This window comes from Streptomyces sp. NBC_01006 (assembly GCF_045162725.1).
Taxonomy (GTDB): Bacteria; Actinomycetota; Actinomycetes; order Streptomycetales; family Streptomycetaceae; genus Streptomyces.
This window is the reverse complement of sequence record NZ_CP108700.1, coordinates 6,820,619-6,836,425: the sequence shown is the minus strand read 5'-3', so window position 1 is coordinate 6,836,425 and position 15,807 is coordinate 6,820,619. Positions and strand designations below refer to the sequence as shown.

General features: G+C 71.8%; 12 protein-coding genes. 4 read left to right on the top strand and 8 right to left on the bottom strand.

Annotated features, from left to right (window positions below; translation table 11 throughout):
* Positions 1 to 13: 13 nt before the first annotated feature.
* Complete coding sequence (locus tag OG509_RS31015; RefSeq protein WP_406185913.1) at positions 14 to 1,075, bottom strand: type III polyketide synthase; 1,062 nt, start codon at positions 1,073 to 1,075, stop codon at positions 14 to 16.
* A gap of 204 nt (positions 1,076 to 1,279) precedes the next feature.
* Between OG509_RS31015 and OG509_RS31010 the strand changes: the two genes are divergently transcribed.
* Positions 1,280 to 2,554: a cytochrome P450 gene (locus OG509_RS31010; RefSeq protein WP_406185912.1), complete on the top strand. Its 1,275-nt coding sequence runs from the start codon at positions 1,280 to 1,282 to the stop codon at positions 2,552 to 2,554.
* Positions 2,551 to 2,772: an acyl-CoA carboxylase epsilon subunit gene (locus OG509_RS31005; RefSeq protein WP_406185911.1), complete on the top strand. Its 222-nt coding sequence runs from the start codon at positions 2,551 to 2,553 to the stop codon at positions 2,770 to 2,772. The genes OG509_RS31010 and OG509_RS31005 overlap by 4 nt, the downstream gene beginning before the upstream one ends.
* 28 nt (positions 2,773 to 2,800) lie before the next feature.
* Here the strand turns inward: OG509_RS31005 and OG509_RS31000 are convergent, their stop codons facing one another.
* Positions 2,801 to 4,597, bottom strand: a complete 1,797-nt coding sequence (locus tag OG509_RS31000; protein WP_406185910.1) for a VanW family protein — start codon at positions 4,595 to 4,597, stop codon at positions 2,801 to 2,803.
* Positions 4,598 to 4,854: 257 nt separating this feature from the next.
* On the opposite strand from OG509_RS31000, the gene OG509_RS30995 reads away from it, so the two are divergent.
* The gene (locus OG509_RS30995; protein ID WP_406185909.1) at positions 4,855 to 5,550 is read left to right on the top strand and encodes a YitT family protein; all 696 of its coding nucleotides are present in this window, start codon (positions 4,855 to 4,857) and stop codon (positions 5,548 to 5,550) included.
* Positions 5,551 to 5,565: 15 nt separating this feature from the next.
* Here the strand turns inward: OG509_RS30995 and OG509_RS30990 are convergent, their stop codons facing one another.
* The 5 genes from OG509_RS30990 to OG509_RS30970 form a co-directional block, all read right to left on the bottom strand.
* Positions 5,566 to 8,529 (bottom strand): NHLP bacteriocin export ABC transporter permease/ATPase subunit, encoded by a 2,964-nt coding sequence (locus OG509_RS30990; protein WP_406185908.1) that lies wholly within the window; start codon positions 8,527 to 8,529, stop codon positions 5,566 to 5,568.
* Position 8,530: 1 nt separating this feature from the next.
* The gene (locus OG509_RS30985) at positions 8,531 to 10,756 is read right to left on the bottom strand and encodes an NHLP family bacteriocin export ABC transporter peptidase/permease/ATPase subunit (RefSeq protein ID WP_406185907.1); all 2,226 of its coding nucleotides are present in this window, start codon (positions 10,754 to 10,756) and stop codon (positions 8,531 to 8,533) included.
* The gene (locus tag OG509_RS30980) at positions 10,753 to 11,559 is read right to left on the bottom strand and encodes an HlyD family efflux transporter periplasmic adaptor subunit (protein ID WP_385580878.1); all 807 of its coding nucleotides are present in this window, start codon (positions 11,557 to 11,559) and stop codon (positions 10,753 to 10,755) included. The genes OG509_RS30985 and OG509_RS30980 overlap by 4 nt, the downstream gene beginning before the upstream one ends.
* Before the next feature lie 150 nt (positions 11,560 to 11,709).
* Positions 11,710 to 11,928 (bottom strand): hypothetical protein, encoded by a 219-nt coding sequence (locus OG509_RS30975; protein WP_053689200.1) that lies wholly within the window; start codon positions 11,926 to 11,928, stop codon positions 11,710 to 11,712.
* A gap of 438 nt (positions 11,929 to 12,366) precedes the next feature.
* On the bottom strand, positions 12,367 to 13,083 hold the full coding sequence (locus tag OG509_RS30970; RefSeq protein WP_406185906.1) for a TetR/AcrR family transcriptional regulator C-terminal domain-containing protein: 717 nt from the start codon (positions 13,081 to 13,083) through the stop codon (positions 12,367 to 12,369).
* 175 nt (positions 13,084 to 13,258) lie between these two features.
* Here OG509_RS30970 and OG509_RS30965 point away from each other — a divergent pair, with 175 nt between their 5' ends.
* Positions 13,259 to 14,860 carry a CocE/NonD family hydrolase gene (locus tag OG509_RS30965; protein WP_406187728.1) on the top strand — a complete coding sequence of 534 codons (1,602 nt, stop codon included), beginning with the start codon at positions 13,259 to 13,261 and terminating at the stop codon, positions 14,858 to 14,860.
* Here OG509_RS30965 and OG509_RS30960 read toward each other — a convergent pair.
* A complete protein-coding gene (locus tag OG509_RS30960; protein ID WP_406185905.1) occupies positions 14,857 to 15,780 on the bottom strand; it encodes an NADP-dependent oxidoreductase in 924 nt (307 codons plus the stop codon). The genes OG509_RS30965 and OG509_RS30960 overlap by 4 nt on opposite strands.
* Between the last annotated feature and the right edge of the window lie 27 nt (positions 15,781 to 15,807).

Here is a 15,807-nt window from a genome sequence, read left to right as displayed (position 1 = left end):
TCGGATTCCTCCCTCACCCGGTCCCTCGTCCCGAGGTCCAGCTGCCCAGTGAGATCTCTGCGGTGATGCCCGGGCCGAAACCGGCCAGCAGGCCCCGCGCGGCGTCAGCGGTGCCGTTCTCGTCGAACAGTCGGCGCAGTGCGTCCAGGACGACGGCGCTGGCGATGTTGCCGTACTCGGTCAGTGTGGCCCGACTGAAGCGGAATGCCTCGGGTGCCACACCGAGGTACTTGCTGAGGTCGTCCAAGATGCGCGGCCCACCTGCGTGGATGATGTAGAAATCCAGCGCGGCCGCGTCCCACCCATGGAGCTTGGCCAGGTCCTTGAGGGAGGGCGCGAGCGGTTCCATGGTCCCCGGGACCCGCCGGTCGAGCTTGAAGTGGAACCCGGTGGACTTGACGTCGTACATGATCCAGTCCTCCGTCTGGGGGATGATGTACGAGCTGTTGCGGTGCAGTTCCATGCCGGTTCCGCCCCGGCCGCGGACGACGGCGGCGCCCACTCCGTCGCCGAACAGGCCGTTCGAGAGCAGGTTGCCGACCTCCAGGTCGCTGGGCTGGTAGCAGAGCGAGCAGAACTCGCAGGACACGATCAGCGCGTTCGCCTCGGGGTAGGCGGTGCAGAAGTCGTGGGCCCGGTTGACCGCCGCGCCGCCCGCCGCACAGCCCAGCTGGGCGATGGGGAGCTGTTTGGTGTCCGTCCGGAAGCCCATCGCGTTGATCATCCACGCGGTCAGCGAGGGCATCATGAAGCCCGTGCACGACACGTAGATGATCATGTCGATGTCCTGGGCCCGCAGCTGCGCGTCCTCCAGCGCCTGCCGCACCACCGCGGGGACCCGCGCCTTGGCCTCGGTCTCGTACACGGCGTTGCGCGATTCGAAACCGGGGTGCTTGAGCGTCTCCTCGATGGGGCGCACGATGTGCCGCTTCGCGACGCCGGTGTTGCGGATCAGGCGCAGCGCCAGGTCGAGCTGCGGATGGTCCGCGTGCACGGACCGGCACAGATCGAGGGTCTGCTCCATCGTGATCACGTGCTCGGGCACGCACACCGTTGGCCTGCACAGAGTCGCCATGGGTGGCTCTCCTTTCGTGTCTGACACAGCCTCATCGACCTCCGCCGGAAGCGCGCGCGGGACTACGGCGTTGGTGACATGAGCCAATCCGGTGACGCTGCGCCGTGGAGGCAGCGGAGCGTGCGACGAGAGGGAAGGGATGGCTGTGCCGATTTCCCGCGGAATCGTGCCTTGGGGGGTGACATCCACGCAGGGAGATGAACCATGACGTCAGACCCGCAAACCGCCCTCAGGCCGGACCCGGAGATGGACCCGGAGTCGGCCCCGGAGATGGACCCGGCCTCGGGCGAACCGGTGCACTGCTGGAACCTGGACGACTTCGAGGCGCTGGACTTCGACCCGTTCCTGCACGACCGCCTGCGGGACAAACGGGCCACCCGGATCCGGCTGCCGTTCGGCCAGGGCACCGCCTGGCTGATGGCGCGCTACGCCGATGTGAAGGCGGCGACCACCGACCCGCGCTTCAGCCGTTCCGAACTGGTCGGCCGGACGATCACCGCCTCCTCCCCGCACGCGATCGCCTCGCAGCAGGCGTCGATGAACTACGCCGACCCGCCGCGCCTGAACGACATGCGCCGCGTGGTCGCCCGGGCGTTCACCGGCAAGAGCATGCAGAAGCTGCGGCCGACCGTGCAGGGGACGGCCGACGGCCTCCTGGACGAGATGGAGCGGCACGGTTCGCCGGCGGACCTCGTCGAGCACCTGCACGGCCCGTTCCCGCTCGCGGCCGTCGCCGACCTGCTGGGAATGCCGCAGGACATGCGCAAGGACATGACCTCCTGGGCGAACGTGATCATGACCCCGGGCCCGTCCCCCGACAAGAGCACCGACGCCCTGAAGACGGTGCGCGAATGCGTGGTCGCCCTGCTGGCCATGCGGCGGGAGAAGCAGAGCGACGACCTCGCCGGGGTCCTCGCCGGGGCCGCCGACGCCGGTGAGATCACCGAGCCGGAGGCGGTCTCCATCGCCACCGCGATCCTCGTGAGCGGTGCGCACGCCGTCCGCAACAACAGCGCGAACATGGTGTACGCCCTGCTCACCCATCCGGAGCACCACGAACGGCTGCGCAGGGAGCCGGAGATGATCCCCCAGGCCGTCGACGAGCTGCTGCGGTTCATCCCGCACCGCAGCGGGGTCGGTCTGCCGCGGATCGCGACGCGGGACGTGGACATCGCCGGCGTCACGATCAAGGCCGGGGACACGGTCTACTCCTCGTACCTCGCGGCCAACCGCGATCCCGAGGTCTTCCCGAACCCGGACGCGCTGGACTTCGACCGCGGGCCCATCGCCCACATGGCCTTCGGCAACGGGCCCCACCACTGCGTGGGCTCGATGCTGGCCCGTATGGAGTCCGAGATCATCATCACCACGCTGATCGAACGCTATCCGCGCCTCGCCTTGGCCGTACCGCCCGAGCAGCTCGAATGGCAGGCCGGGGCGCTGATCCGGGGGCCCAAGACCCTGCCGGTGACCTGGTGATACGCCGGCACCGGATCAGGGTGGTCCGGGGCACCCCGGACCACATAGAACTGGCGGCCCTCACGGCCGCCCTGCTCATACTGGCGCGCACGGCCGCCGTGTCGTGCGCGCCCCACTCCACCCGCCGCCACCGGGCCCACTGGGACCGGAACATGGCGTCGGTCGTGCACTGTCCCGCCCACTCCTGGCGGGCGCGCCCGCCTGCCGGGTTCGTCTAGGGAGTGTCGCCGGACAAGACCCCGGGCTTCAGGCGCGGCCCGGCTGCGTGGCGGCCGGGCCCGTCGGGGCCGCCGAGGGGCTCGGGGCCGCGGGGGTCTGCGGAGTCTGCGGATCGCAGGTGACCTCGTCGCGCGGGGTGTAGTGCGTCTTGTAGGTCTCCCGCTTGACCTCCTGCCCGCCCTGGACGAAGATCCGGTCGACGGCCACGTCGAAGCCCTCCAGCGGGGTCTGCACCTCACAGGTCGGCCCGGAGCCCGTGCGCTTGGCCGGCGGGGTGGTGTTCGTCCGCGGGCCCTGGGTCGCGCGTATCTCCTCGTACTTCTTCGTGCCGAGCAGACTGATGGTCACCGAGGTGTCGGTGGACTCGGCCTGGACGTAGATCGCGTGGCCGGAGTCGTTCTTCCAGCGCAGGTCGAGGGTGCCCCAGGCGACGGTGGCCTCGCGGCCCTCGGGATAGCGCTCGATGTAGAACGAGTGGGCCCCGTGCTCCAGCGGGTGGACGCCCGCGAAGAACATGGCGTTGTACATGGTCGTCGCGACCGCCGAGACACCGCCGCCGGGGGACTTCACGAACTGGCCGTCGTTGATCATGATGCCGTCGACGAAGCCGTTCTCCTTGGTCCGCTCGCCGACCGTCTTGTTGAAGCTCCACGTCTCGCCCGGCAGCACGACGGAGCCGTTGATCAGCTCGACGGCCCGCCCGATGTTGGTGGTGCGGTACGGCGCGGCCGGGAACTTGACCGTGAAGGAGGACATCTTCTCCTTGATGCCGAGGCTCTGTGCGTTCTCCGCGGTCAGGCGCGGGTGGACCGTCGTCACGGCGACCTCCCCCGTACGGGCGGCGCCGGTGCGCGTCAGCAGCGGGACGACGGCGTCGGCGAAGGCCTTCTCGGTGACCTGCACCCCGGAGCGCCCGTCCTGGACCACGACCGCGCGGCCGGTGGAGTCCACGCCGAAGGTGGCCCCGCGGGAGGTGCTGGTGGCCGCGGCGACCTGCCGGGCGACGGCGGGCTCGGCCAGCAGCCCCTGGGCGTCGAGCTTCGGGACCAGCCGGCCCTGTGCGTCGGGCTCGACCGACAGGTGCTTGCCGAGCACGGCGGGGGTGAGGGTGACCGTCTTTCCGGCCACCTTGAGCGTGACCGGGCCGGACATCGCGGGCTGGGCGAACTCCTTCAGGGCCCGAGCGGTCTCCTGCTGTCCCACGGCGGGCGGCTTCTGGTCCACGGGGAGGGCGACCGGCCCGCCCTGGGGGCGCAGGTAGGCGGCGCGTACGGTGTCGGCCGCCTGGTCGGCCCGTACGGAGACACCGGTCACGGGGGCGGTGGCCCGGGCCGTGCCGCCCTCGAAGGTGATGTCGCCGTCGCGGGCCTCCCGGCCGGCGGCGGTGATCCGGTCGACCTCGGCGGTGCTCGTGGGGCCGTCCGTACGGACCACGGGCTCCACGTCCCGGTTCTCGGCCGGGGTGAGGAGGCGGCCGATCACGGTGAAGGGGTCGGATCCGGTCTGTGCGGCGCGCTCGACGGTGGCGGCGGTGTCCAGCGACAGGCCGAAGGCGGCGGGGGCGGCCTGCTCGGCGCGGTCGCCGATCCGCAGCTCGATCGGGGCGGCCGCGGCGGGGCCGAGCGTGCGGTCGAGCGCGGTCCTGGCCTCCGTACGGCTCATGCCGCCGATGTCGACACCCCGTACGTGGGTGCCGTCGGCGATGGCGTCACCCGCCACGGCCAGACCGGTGAGGTAGAGGCCGCCGAAGCCGAGGACGGCGGCTCCGCCGACGAGGGGCAGGGCTGTCCGCCGGTTGACCGTCAGGCGGTGTACGCGTCGCATGTCTCTCGTCTCTTCCGGTGCCGGTGGCGCTGGTGGGGGCGCGTCTGGATGGTCGCGGCCCGGAAACCAGCATTCACCAATTCGGACTAAACGGGTCGAAAATGTGCCAGTTCTCACGAGGCGGGACGCGCTGAGGCGCCGCCGGAATGAATCGGCGAAAGTAAGGCCACTTGGTTCGGATTGGCCCTGTTGGGCCGTTCAGGGGATGCCACACGGTAAGACCTGTCGGTCTTTGGCTCCCCCGAAAGGCTCCACCGGTGTCCCTCGCCCCCGTCCGCCCCGCGCGACGTCTGCCCCGTCGGCTCCTGCAGCTCTACGTCGGGCTCGCGCTCTACGGCGCGAGCTCGGCGTTCCTGGTCCGCGCCGGGCTGGGACTGGACCCGTGGGACGTCTTCCACCAGGGGCTCGCCGAGCGCACGGGGTGGAGCATCGGCACGGTCTCGGTGGCCGTCGGGGCGCTGGTCCTGCTGCTGTGGGTGCCGTTGCGGCAGCGGCCCGGGCTCGGGACCGTCTCCAACGTGTTCGCCGTCGGCCTGACCATGGACGCCACGCTCGCGGTGCTGCCGGACGTGCGCGGCACGCTCGCGCAGGCCGCCCTGCTGACGGCGGGCATCGTCCTCAACGGGGTCGCGACCGGCCTCTACATCGCCGCGTGCTTCGGGCCCGGCCCGCGCGACGGCCTCATGACCGGGCTGCACCGGCGGACCGGGCGCTCGCTGCGGCTGGTCCGTACCGGCATCGAGCTCACGGTCCTGGCGGCCGGAGTCCTGCTGGGCGGCACGGCCGGCGTGGGCACGGTGGCGTACGCCCTGGCCATCGGCCCGCTCTCGCAGCTCTTCCTCCGCGTCTTCGCCCTCCCGGCGGCGGCCGGGTCCCCGGCCGTGGCCGCGTCGGACCATTCGGACCATCAGTCCGATACGCAGACCCCTGCCCCGGCCCCGGCTCAAGGCTGACGGTCTCCTCCGGGCTCACCCGACCTGGCGGCGGACCAGCTCGTGGAACGGGCCCGCCGGATCGGCGAGCAGCTCGGCGGGCGGGCCCTGCTGGGCGATCCGGCCGTCCGCCATGACGATCACCCGGTCGGCGTCCATGACGGTGGACAGCCGGTGGGCGATCACGATGCGGGTGGCGCGCAGGGCCCGGGTGGACTCGATGACCACGCGCTGGGCCTCGTTGTCCAGCGCGCTGGTCGCCTCGTCCAGGAACAGGATGCGCGGCTTGCCGATGAGGGCCTGGGCGATCATCAGCCGCTGGCGCTGCCCGCCCGATACGGTGCCGCCCCCGTCGGACAGCACGGTGTGCAGGCCCATCGGCATCGCCTTGATGTCCTCGGCGAGGCCCGCCAGCGCGGCGGCCTCCGCCGCCTCTTCGAGGGAGTACGTACCGGAGCCGCGGATGCAGTCGAGGATCGACCCGGAGAACGGCTGCGCGTTCTGGAGGACGACCCCGCACTGGCGGCGCACGGCCGCCTGGTCGAGTGCGGCCAGGTCCTGTCCGTCGTACCGCACGCTGCCGGAAGCCGGCCGGTCGAAGCCGATGAGCATGCGCAGCAGGGTTGACTTGCCGCAGCCGCTGGCGCCGACGACCGCGACGAACTCCCCCGGCCGTACCGCGAACGACACGTCGTCCAGGACGAGCGGGCCGTCGTCGGCGTACCGGTACGAGAGGTTCTGCACCTCGACGGCGCCGCTGAGCTCGCCCGGCCGGATGCCGGCGGCACGTACCTCGGGGGCCTCCTGGAGCAGCGGCTTGACCAGCTCGAACATCGGCTGCACGGCGGCTGCCGAGAGCAGGACGCCGGTCAGCTGGGTGGCCGAGGACAGCATCATCGTCACGGCGGTGCTGAAGGTGAGGAACTCGGCTGCGGACATGCTGCCCCGGGCCGGTCCGGCCAGCAGCATGAACATCACGAGCGTACAGAGCGGCAGATAGACCGCGTTGAGGACGGTGAGGACGTTCTTGATCCGGCCGATGCGCTGGTGCAGTTCGCGGGTACGGGCGAACTCCCGCGCCCAGGCGGCGTACGCGAAGCTCTCGGCCGCGGCCACGCGCAGCTTGGGCAGTCCGCGCAGGGTCTGGAACGCCTGGTTGTCGAGCTTGTTGCCGAGCCGGATCAGCCGGCGCTGGTAGCGGAGCTGCCAGAGCCCCAGGCCCAGGAAGACGACGGCGACGCCGAGCAGCATGGCGAGCGCCGCCAGCGCCAGCGGCACGCTGTAGACGAGCAGCAGTACGAGGTTCATCGCGCCGACGGTGCCGGCCTGCAGCGACACCGGGACGATGCCGGACAGCACGCTGCGGATGGAGCTGATGCCCATGGCAGCGGCGGCGAGTTCCCCGGTGGAGCGGCCGGCGAAGAAGGTCACCGGCAGTCGCAACAGCCGGTCCCAGACGGCCGGTTGCAAGGTGGCCTCGATGCGGCCCTCCATCCGCAGCACGGAGACGTTCTGGAGCAGCATGAAGGCGGCCGAGACCACGCTGGTCGCGATGAGCGCCAGCGCGGTCTGCACGATGAGGCTGTCCTCGGCGTGCGGTACGTACGTGCCGAGCACCCGACCGGTGGCCACGGGGACGAGCGCGCCGAGGCCGACGGCTCCGAGCCCGCCCAGGACCAGGCTGCGCAGGTCCTGGCCGCTGCCGCGCACGCTGAAGCGCATCAGGTGCAGCAGGCCCGGCTTCCGGTCGGGCAGCGGGCGGTAGAACATGACGGCGGCCGGTGCGAAGGCGGCCGCGTTGGCCTGGCGGATGCGCTCACGGGCGCCGGTGGCCGGGTCGACGGCCTCGTACCGGCCGCGCCGCCAGAGCAGCGCGACGGGGGTTCCGTCGTCGGCGCGCCGCCCGGCCAGCGGGCCGCCGTACTCCCGCCACCAGCGGCCGCCGAGCCTGACGGGGCGGGTGCGGATGCGGGAGGCGAGGGCGATGCGTTCGATCGGGTCCGTCCGCGCGGAGACGCCGGAGGAGGCGGAGGCGGGGGCCGCGTCCGCGCCCGTGGGCTCGGTGAGGGCGATGCCGGCTTCGGCGGCCACCAGGCGGCACACGGCGAAGGTCGCATCGTCGCCGGCGGCACGGCGGGAGCCCCGGCGGGGGCGGCCGATGGAGGCGAGCAGGGCGCGGTCCGCCTGGGTACGGGCGGCCTCTCCGGCCTCGATGCCGGCCGCGGTGCGGTCCGCGTGGGCGCGCTCATCCTGCTCGATGCGGCGGTCCAGGGCGCAGAGCAGCCGGTACTGCCGGTCGACCATGCCCTGCCACACGGCTTCGTCGACGAGGAGCGTGCCGGCCGTGCCCGCGCCCTCGTACGATGCGTGGGCCTCGTACACGGCGCCGTACCGCACGCTCCCCGGCGGGACCTGCATCCACAGGATGTCCTCGTCGGCCCCGCCGCTGGCGGCGGTGTCGGGGCCGCCTTCCAGCGGTGCCTGGTAGAGCACGCGCAGACCGCGGCCGATGCCGCGGGCGAAGGCGTCCTCCAGGGGGCTGGGCGCGGCCTGCCACGGGTCGGCGTGATCTCCGTACTCGCCGTACTCGCCGTACGCCCCGTACTCGCCGTACTGGCCGTACTGGCCGTACGCTCCGTACTCGCCGTGCCCGCCCCAGGATCCGCCGTACGCGGGCCGGTTCAACTCCTGCAGCTCGATGCGGCGCAGTACACAGCCTTGCAGCGGGCGCCCGGTCAGCGTGTGCGCGGGGCCGTCGACCGGGCCGAGGAGCAGCGCGCCCGACTCCAGCCGGCCGAGGAAATGCCAGTGGCCCGCCTGCGCGGCATCGACGGCGAATAGGTCCAGCTCGCCCTGGACGACGAGCCACAGTACGAGCGGCCCCTCCAGGGACAGGCTGCGCAGGCCCGTGCAGTCGACGGCCGATCCCAGCCCGCCGAGCGCCGCGACGACGGGATCCGATACGGGGTGGGGCTGATGGGCCTGTTGCGAGGTCGCCACGTCAGTGCTCCTTGACCAGTGCCGCGTACGCGCCCCGCGCGGCGAGCAGTTGCTCGTGCCGGCCGCGCTCCACGACCGTGCCCCGGTCGAGCACGACGATCTCGTCGCTGTCGCGTACGGTGCTCAGCCGGTGGGCAATCACCACACAGGCGCAACCGCGGCGCCGCAGGTTGTCGATGACGATCCGCTCGGTCGCCGCGTCGAGGGCGCTGGTCACCTCGTCCAGGATCATGACGCTGGGGCGGCGCACGAGGGCGCGGGCGATCTCCAGGCGCTGGCGCTGGCCGCCGGAGAAATTGCGCCCGTCCTGCTCGACGCGGCCGTGGATGCCGCCGGCCCGGCGCGCCACCACCTCGTACACGGCGGCGTCCTGGAGGGCGGCGACGACGGCCTCGTCCGGGATGGAGGGGTCCCACAGCGCGACGTTGTCGCGGACGGTGCCCTCGAAGAGGAAGACGTCCTGGTCCACGAAGGAGACGGAGGCGGCCAGCGCGCCGCGCGGGATGTCCTCCATCCGCATCCCGTCGATTCGGATGGCTCCCTCCCACGGGGTGTAGAGGCCGGAAATCAGCCGGGAGACGGTGGACTTGGCGCTCCCGGAGCCGCCGACGAGCGCGATCTGCTGCCCGGGGCCGACGGCGAGCGAGACGTCCTTCAGCAGCGGAGCGTCCAGCGGGCTGTAGCCGAAGGTGATGCCGTCCAGCTCCAGATGGCCCTTGAGGCGGCGGGTGCCGGCCGGGCTCTCGCCGCGCGCGTGCCGCACGTACAGCGGGTCGACGGGGAAGTCCTCGACGTCCTTGAGGCGGGCGACGTCGGCGGCGAAGTCCTGGATCCTTCCGGCCACGCCGCCCAGGCGGGTGATCGGTGCGGTGAAGCTGGTCACGAGGGCCTGGAAGGCGACCAGCAGGCCGACCGTGAGGTGCCCCTCCACCGCCCGCAGGCCGCCGATCATAAGGATCAGTGCGCTGTTGAGCGCGGCGAGCGTGGGCGCGACGACGGCCAGCCAGGCGCTGGGGACGCCGAGCCGCTGCTGCACGTCGAGGGTGACGGCGTGCTGGCCTGCCCAGCGCCGGAAGAAGGCGTTCTCCCCGCCGGTGGCCTTCATCGTCTCGATGAGCTGGAGGCCGCTGTACGAGGTGTTGGTGAGCCGGGCGCTCTCGGCGCGCAGCTTCTGCGTGCCCGTGGCCCTCAGCCGCATCACGATCCGCAGGGCCACGAGGTTGAGCAGGGCGATGAGCACCCCGACGGCGGTGAGTTGCGGATCGTACGTCCACAGCAGGACCGCGTAGAGCACGACCACCACGGCGTCCACGCCCGCGGCGGCCAGGTCCCGGGCGAGCGTCTCGGCGACCGCGTCGTTGGACTGGAGGCGCTGGACGAGGTCGGCCGGGTTGCGCTGGGTGTAGAAGGCGACCGGAAGCCGGAGCAGGTGGCGCAGGAAGCGGGCGCTGCCGAGCGTGGAGGAGATGACGCGTCCGCGCAGCAGATTGGCCTGCTGCAGCCAGGTGAGTACGGCCGTGAGCACCAGGGCCGCCGCCATCGCGGCGAACAGCACGCCCAGCAGGGAGGTCTGCTCGCCGATGAGGAACATGTCGATGTACGTACGGCTCAGCGCGGGCACCGTCGCGCCGACGGCCACCAGGAGGAGGCTGGATAGCACGGCGGCGAGCATGGTGCCCGAGGTGCCGCGCAGGCGGGCCGGCATGGCGCTCATCACGGATTGCCTGCGGCCGGTTCGGCGGAAGCGCGGGCCGGGTTCGAAGACGAGCGCGATGCCGGTGAAGGCGGTGTCGAACTCCTCCATGGGGACGAACCGCCGCCCCTTGGCGGGGTCGTTGAGGTACGCGCCCCGGCGGCCGAGGCGTCGGCCCGTGCCCTCGTAGACGACGTAGTGGTTGAACTCCCAGAAGAGGATGGCCGGCGGGCTCAGGCGGGCGAGCGCGGCCAGGTCCATCTGCATGCCCTTGGCGGTCAGCCCGTAACCGCGGGCGGCCTTGAGCAGGTTCCCGGCGCGGGAGCCGTCCCGCGACACCCCGCAGGCGATGCGCAGCTCTTCGAGGGGTACGAAACGGCCGTGGTGGCCGAGGACCATGGCCAGCGCGGCGGCCCCGCACTCCACCGCCTCCATCTGGAGCACGGTGGGGGTGCGTACGGGCCGCGGCGGGCGGCGGGGTCGGCGCGGTCGGCCGCGGGAGGGAACTCGGTGGGCCTGCGGCGGGGTGGTCACGGGAGCAGCCAATCGACGGGGCGCTGTGCGGGGAGGTGGACGGCTCCGGTGAGCGGCGTCGTGGAGTCGAGGGCGTACGGGGGCCCGCCCGCGGTGGACCACCGGTAGCCGGAGGTGGTCGCGGAGGAACGTTCGAGCTGTACGAGCACCGCGACGGGATTGCCCTGGCGGGCGAACTGGGCGGCGAGGCGGGCGTCGCCGAGGAAGCCGGCGATCTGCTCCTGCGTCTGGGGCGTACGCCCGACTTCCTTGACGCGCCCGCGCAACACGCCGAACCGCTGCCGGGGGGCGGACTGGACGTCCAGGTCGACGGCGGCCCCGACGCGGATCTCCGCACCGCCGGCGCCGGGCACGTAGACCACGGCGACCAGCGGGTCGTCCGCGCCGCCCAGGCGCTCCAGGACGGCAAGGTCCGCACCGGTCGTCACGACGGCACCCGTCTTGGCGGCCAGGCTCGTCACCCGCCCGCCGGCCACGACGCGTACGGTCCGGTCGCCCTGCTCGGTGGCGAGCTGGAGCAGGGGTGCGCCGGGGGAGAGCTTCTGGCCCTCCTTGGCGAGCACGGCGGTGACCTGTCCGGAGTACGGGCTCTGGAGCAGATAACTGCCTTCGGCCCGGGTGAGGATGCCGGGGGCGCTCAGCTTGGAGGAAACAGATCCGGTGAATGCCCAGAAACTCGCGGCGGCCATGACGAGGGCGGTGACGGCGAGAACGAATCGCCCCTGCGGGCGCGCGAACCGTACGGGCAGATCGAGTTCTTCGGGCGATTGCAGCCTGGAGAGCGCCTTTTGACGGAACTGCACGACCAGCGACCTGTCCTTCGAATGCATTTCACGACGCGGGCACGCGCACGGGCACGGCGACGGGCCCGCGCACGCACGCGGCCATGGGCACCCGTGAACCCCGGAACGCGTACGTCCCGGGGCTCACGCGCCCTGATGTACCGGCTCGGCTCAGAGGCCGGCGACACCGGCGCGAACGCCGACGATGCCCTCGACCTGGCCGGGCAGGGCCTGCACGCCCTGGACCGTCTGGAGCGAGGTCACCGTGTTCAGGACGTGGAAGACGTCGCCGGTCACACCGCCGAGAAGCCCACCGGAGATGCTGACACCGCCGGAAACCGCGTCCAGTTCGTCGTCGGCGATCTCACGGGTCTCGATGTCGTTACGCATGATGTGCGCACCCTTCAGTCGTCTGATTGTTTCTCAAATGGCGTGGCCGTTCCGCGACAAGGCGGTTCCGACCACTTCCGAGGCCAGATGTAAGCACGCGAACAGGCGACCGGGCGAACCGTGTTGACGGCCTCGATCAAGCGATATGGCCATTCGCCCGAGGGGCTTTCCGATTGATTCGGCGGATCGCCACGGGTTCTCCACAAGATCGCGTAACAAAGAAAGGCGGCGCGCGACCCTGCATGTCCAAATCGGCTCAAACTCCCCCATCCCTCCGTCGGCACCGAGGAGGAATGCAATGGGAGGCATCCCCTCCACTTTCACCGGGTGAAGATTTTCGGGAGCCACACAACGCCATGGAGCGGCAACGCTCCGTAAGGCTGGATGCCGGATGAGGTCGACCGGTCGGCGACCTGCCGCCCGTGACGGCCTACGGGATCAGTCGGCGTCGAGGCCGTCGACCAGGCGGTTCAGGAACCGGGTGAAGGTGGCGTCCGGGGCGAGGGGACCTCCGGGCGCGGCGAGGGCTTCGGCGAGTTCCGGGTGCCGGCCGTCTGCCGCGACGGCGGCGAGGTAGCGGGCTTCGGCTGCGGCCCGGTCGGGTGAGTGCGAGGTTGCGGCCTGCGCGATCTCGTAGGCGACGTGCCCGGCCACGAACGCCGTGAGCTGGGCGAAGATTTCCAGCTTCGCCGCACCGTCCAGTCCGGCAGGCCGCAGGGCGACGAGCGCGCGTTCCAGGAAGGCCAGGGCATGGGGTCCGGGGACGCGGCGGGTGGTCAGGGCGGCGGGCAGCCAGGGGTGCCGCAGCATGTGAGCGCGCTGGAGGCGTGCGATCGCCTTCAGGTCGGCGCGCCAGTCACCGGTGAGCGGGTGCGCGGTCGGCAGTTCGCCGCTGACGTGGTCGACCATCAGGTTCAGCAGCGTCTCCTTGTCGGGGGCGTAGCTGTAGAGCGACATGACGCCGGCTCCGACCTGCGCGGCGACCTTCCGCATGGTGACCGCTTCGAGCCCTTCCGCGTCCGCCAGGGCGACGGCCGCCGCGGTGATCACCTCTCGGCTGTAGGCGGGCTTGCGGCCCCTGCGGGGCTGGTCGGAGCCCAGCCAGAGCTGCTGGGGGTCGACGCCCGGGCCGCCGGCACTTTCTTCGCGGGACACGGCCCACGCCCCTCTCCTTGATCGACGGCCCTGTGCCGGCCCAGTCAAGCATGCCCTATTCTCGTACAGTGTACGGAAATCAAGGAGGGCAACGATGACGTCACCCACGCACGGTCCTGTGTCGAGGCCGACCTGGGCACCGCCTGCCGGGAAACCGCCACTGTCCACACGGATGATGAGGGCGACCTGGCGCCGCCTCCCGGCCAAACTGCACGAGGTCGGGTGGGAGCCCGGGCTGGTGGTGCCGGCCGCCGACGGCAGCCCGCTGATCACGGACCACTACTTCCCGCGCGCCGAGGGCGACTTCCCCACCCTCCTGGTGCGCTCGCCGTACGGCAGGGGCCTGCCCTGGTCCCCCATGTACGGCCTGCTCTTCGCCGAACAGGGCTTCCACGTGGTCCTGCAGAGCTGCCGCGGCACCGGCGGTTCCGGGGGTACGTTCGACCTGTGGCGCAACGAAGCCGCCGACGGCGCGGCCACGGTGTCCTGGCTGCGCGAACAACCCTGGTTCGACGGAACGCTGGGCACCGTCGGCCCCAGCTACCTGGGCTACGTACAGTGGGCGCTCGCCCTGGACCCGCCGCCGGAACTGAAGGCGATGGTGGTGCAGGTGGGCCTGCACGATCCCCATGCCCTGTTCCACAGGGGCGGTGCGCTGCACCTGGAAACCGCCCTCGCCGTCGGCGTGGGCATGACCTACCAGCACCAGGGCATGGGACCGTTCCTGAAGGCGACTCTGCGCCTGCAGCGCCGACTGCGCGAGGTCACCACCGCGAAGCCGCTGCGCGGGGCGCACGTGTCAGCCCTCGGGAGCGAACCGCCGCCCTGGCTGGACGACGTGATGACGCACCCGGACGCCGAGGACGCCTACTGGCAGGGCGCGTCGTCGGCGCAGTCGGCGGAGCGACTGCGCGTGCCCACGGCGCTGATCACCGGATGGCACGACGTCCTGGCCGACCAGACCTTCGAGCAGTACGACCGGCTGCGTGCGGGCGGCTGCGAGACCGCCCTGCTCGTCGGCCCGTGGACCCATACCTCCGCCCTGCAACAGGGCTGGCCCGAGGTGTTCGCCGAAAGCCTCGCCTGGCTGCGCGCCCACCTCGACGCCGACCCCTCGGGCCTGCGCCCCACGAGGGTGCGCGTGCACGTCGGCGGCGAGAACGCCTGGCGGGACCTCGGCGACTGGCCTCCGGCCACGGACGTCAAGCCGCGGTTCCCCACCCCGCAGGGGCATCTCACCGAGGAGGCCCCCACGGACTCCGCGCCCCTGGCGTCCTTCCGCTACGACCCGCAGGACCCGACCCCCTCCCTCGGCGGCCCCCTCCTCTCCCGTACCGCCGGTCCGCGGGACAACAGCACCCTGGAGGCCCGGAGCGACGTCCTCATCTTCACCAGCCCCCCGCTGACCGAGCCGCTGGACATCCTGGGCCCCGTCTCCGCCCGCTTGAGCATCTCCACGGACACCGGTCACGCCGACGTCTTCACCCGCCTGTGCGACGTGGACGCACAGGGCCGCTCCGTCAACATCTGCGACGGGCTGGGCCGCCTGCGGACGGAGGGGCGGGAGCCGTCGCAGATCACCGTGCCGATGAGCTCCACCGCCCACCGCTTCGCCGTCGGCCACCGCATACGCTGGCAGATCAGCGGAGGTGCCCACCCGCGCTACGCCCGCAATCCCGGCACCGGTGAGTCACGGGTGGACGCCACCACCTTCACACCGGTACACATCACGCTCCACGCGGACTCGGCCTTGCTACTCGCGACGGACACTCCCTAGGGCCTGAGGACGATCTTGCCGTGGGTGTGGCGGCGTTCGAGCTCGGTGTAGGCCTCGCGGACTTGCGCCAGCGGGTAGACCTTCGCGATCGGCACCTCCAGGTGTCCGTCGGCGATCAGGCCGGCGAGCTCGGCGAGCAGCTCGGCGCCCGGCCCGGCCTCGATCCCGCCGTCGGTCTTCACCCCGTACTTCTCGGCCGCCGCGAAATCGGCGATGGTGTCGATCCGATCGGTCGCTACGCCGAGGGCGAGGGCGAGCTCGACGTACCCGTCGCCGAAGGTGTCGACCAAGGCGTCCACGCCGCTGGGCGCGGCGGCCCTGATGCGGTCCGCGACGCCCTCGCCGTAGGCGACCGGGATCACCCCGTGGCTCTGCAGCCACGCGTGGTTGCTCTCGCTCGCCAGGCCGATGACCGTGGCCCCGGCACGGCGCGCGAGCTGGACGGCGAGCGAGCCGACTCCCCCGGCGGCTCCGGAGACGACGACGGTCTCGCCCTCCTTGAGCTGGACGGCGCGTACCGCCCCCACCGCGGTCACGCCGACGACGTACAGGCTGCCGGCCACCTCCCATGAGACCTTCTCCGGCTTTCGCGTGAGGTCACCGGCCTCGACCAGGACCAGCTCGGCCTGGGAGGACCGCTTCTGGCTGAATCCGATCACCTCGTCGCCGACCGAGTATCCGGCAACCCCGGCGCCGACCTCCTCGATGACCCCGGCGAGGTCGCTGCCCTGCCCGGACGGGAACGTCGACGGGAACACGTCCGCCAATGCCCCCGTGCGGATGAGCCCCTCACCGGGGTTGGTTCCGGCCGCTTTCACGCGTACGAGGACCTGCCCGTCCCCGGGCACCGGGCGTTCCACCTCTTCGACCCGCAAGACGTCGATCCCGCCGAATTCGTCGTACCTGACCGCCTTGGGCATGGTCTCTCTCCTTCGACTCGCTGAAGC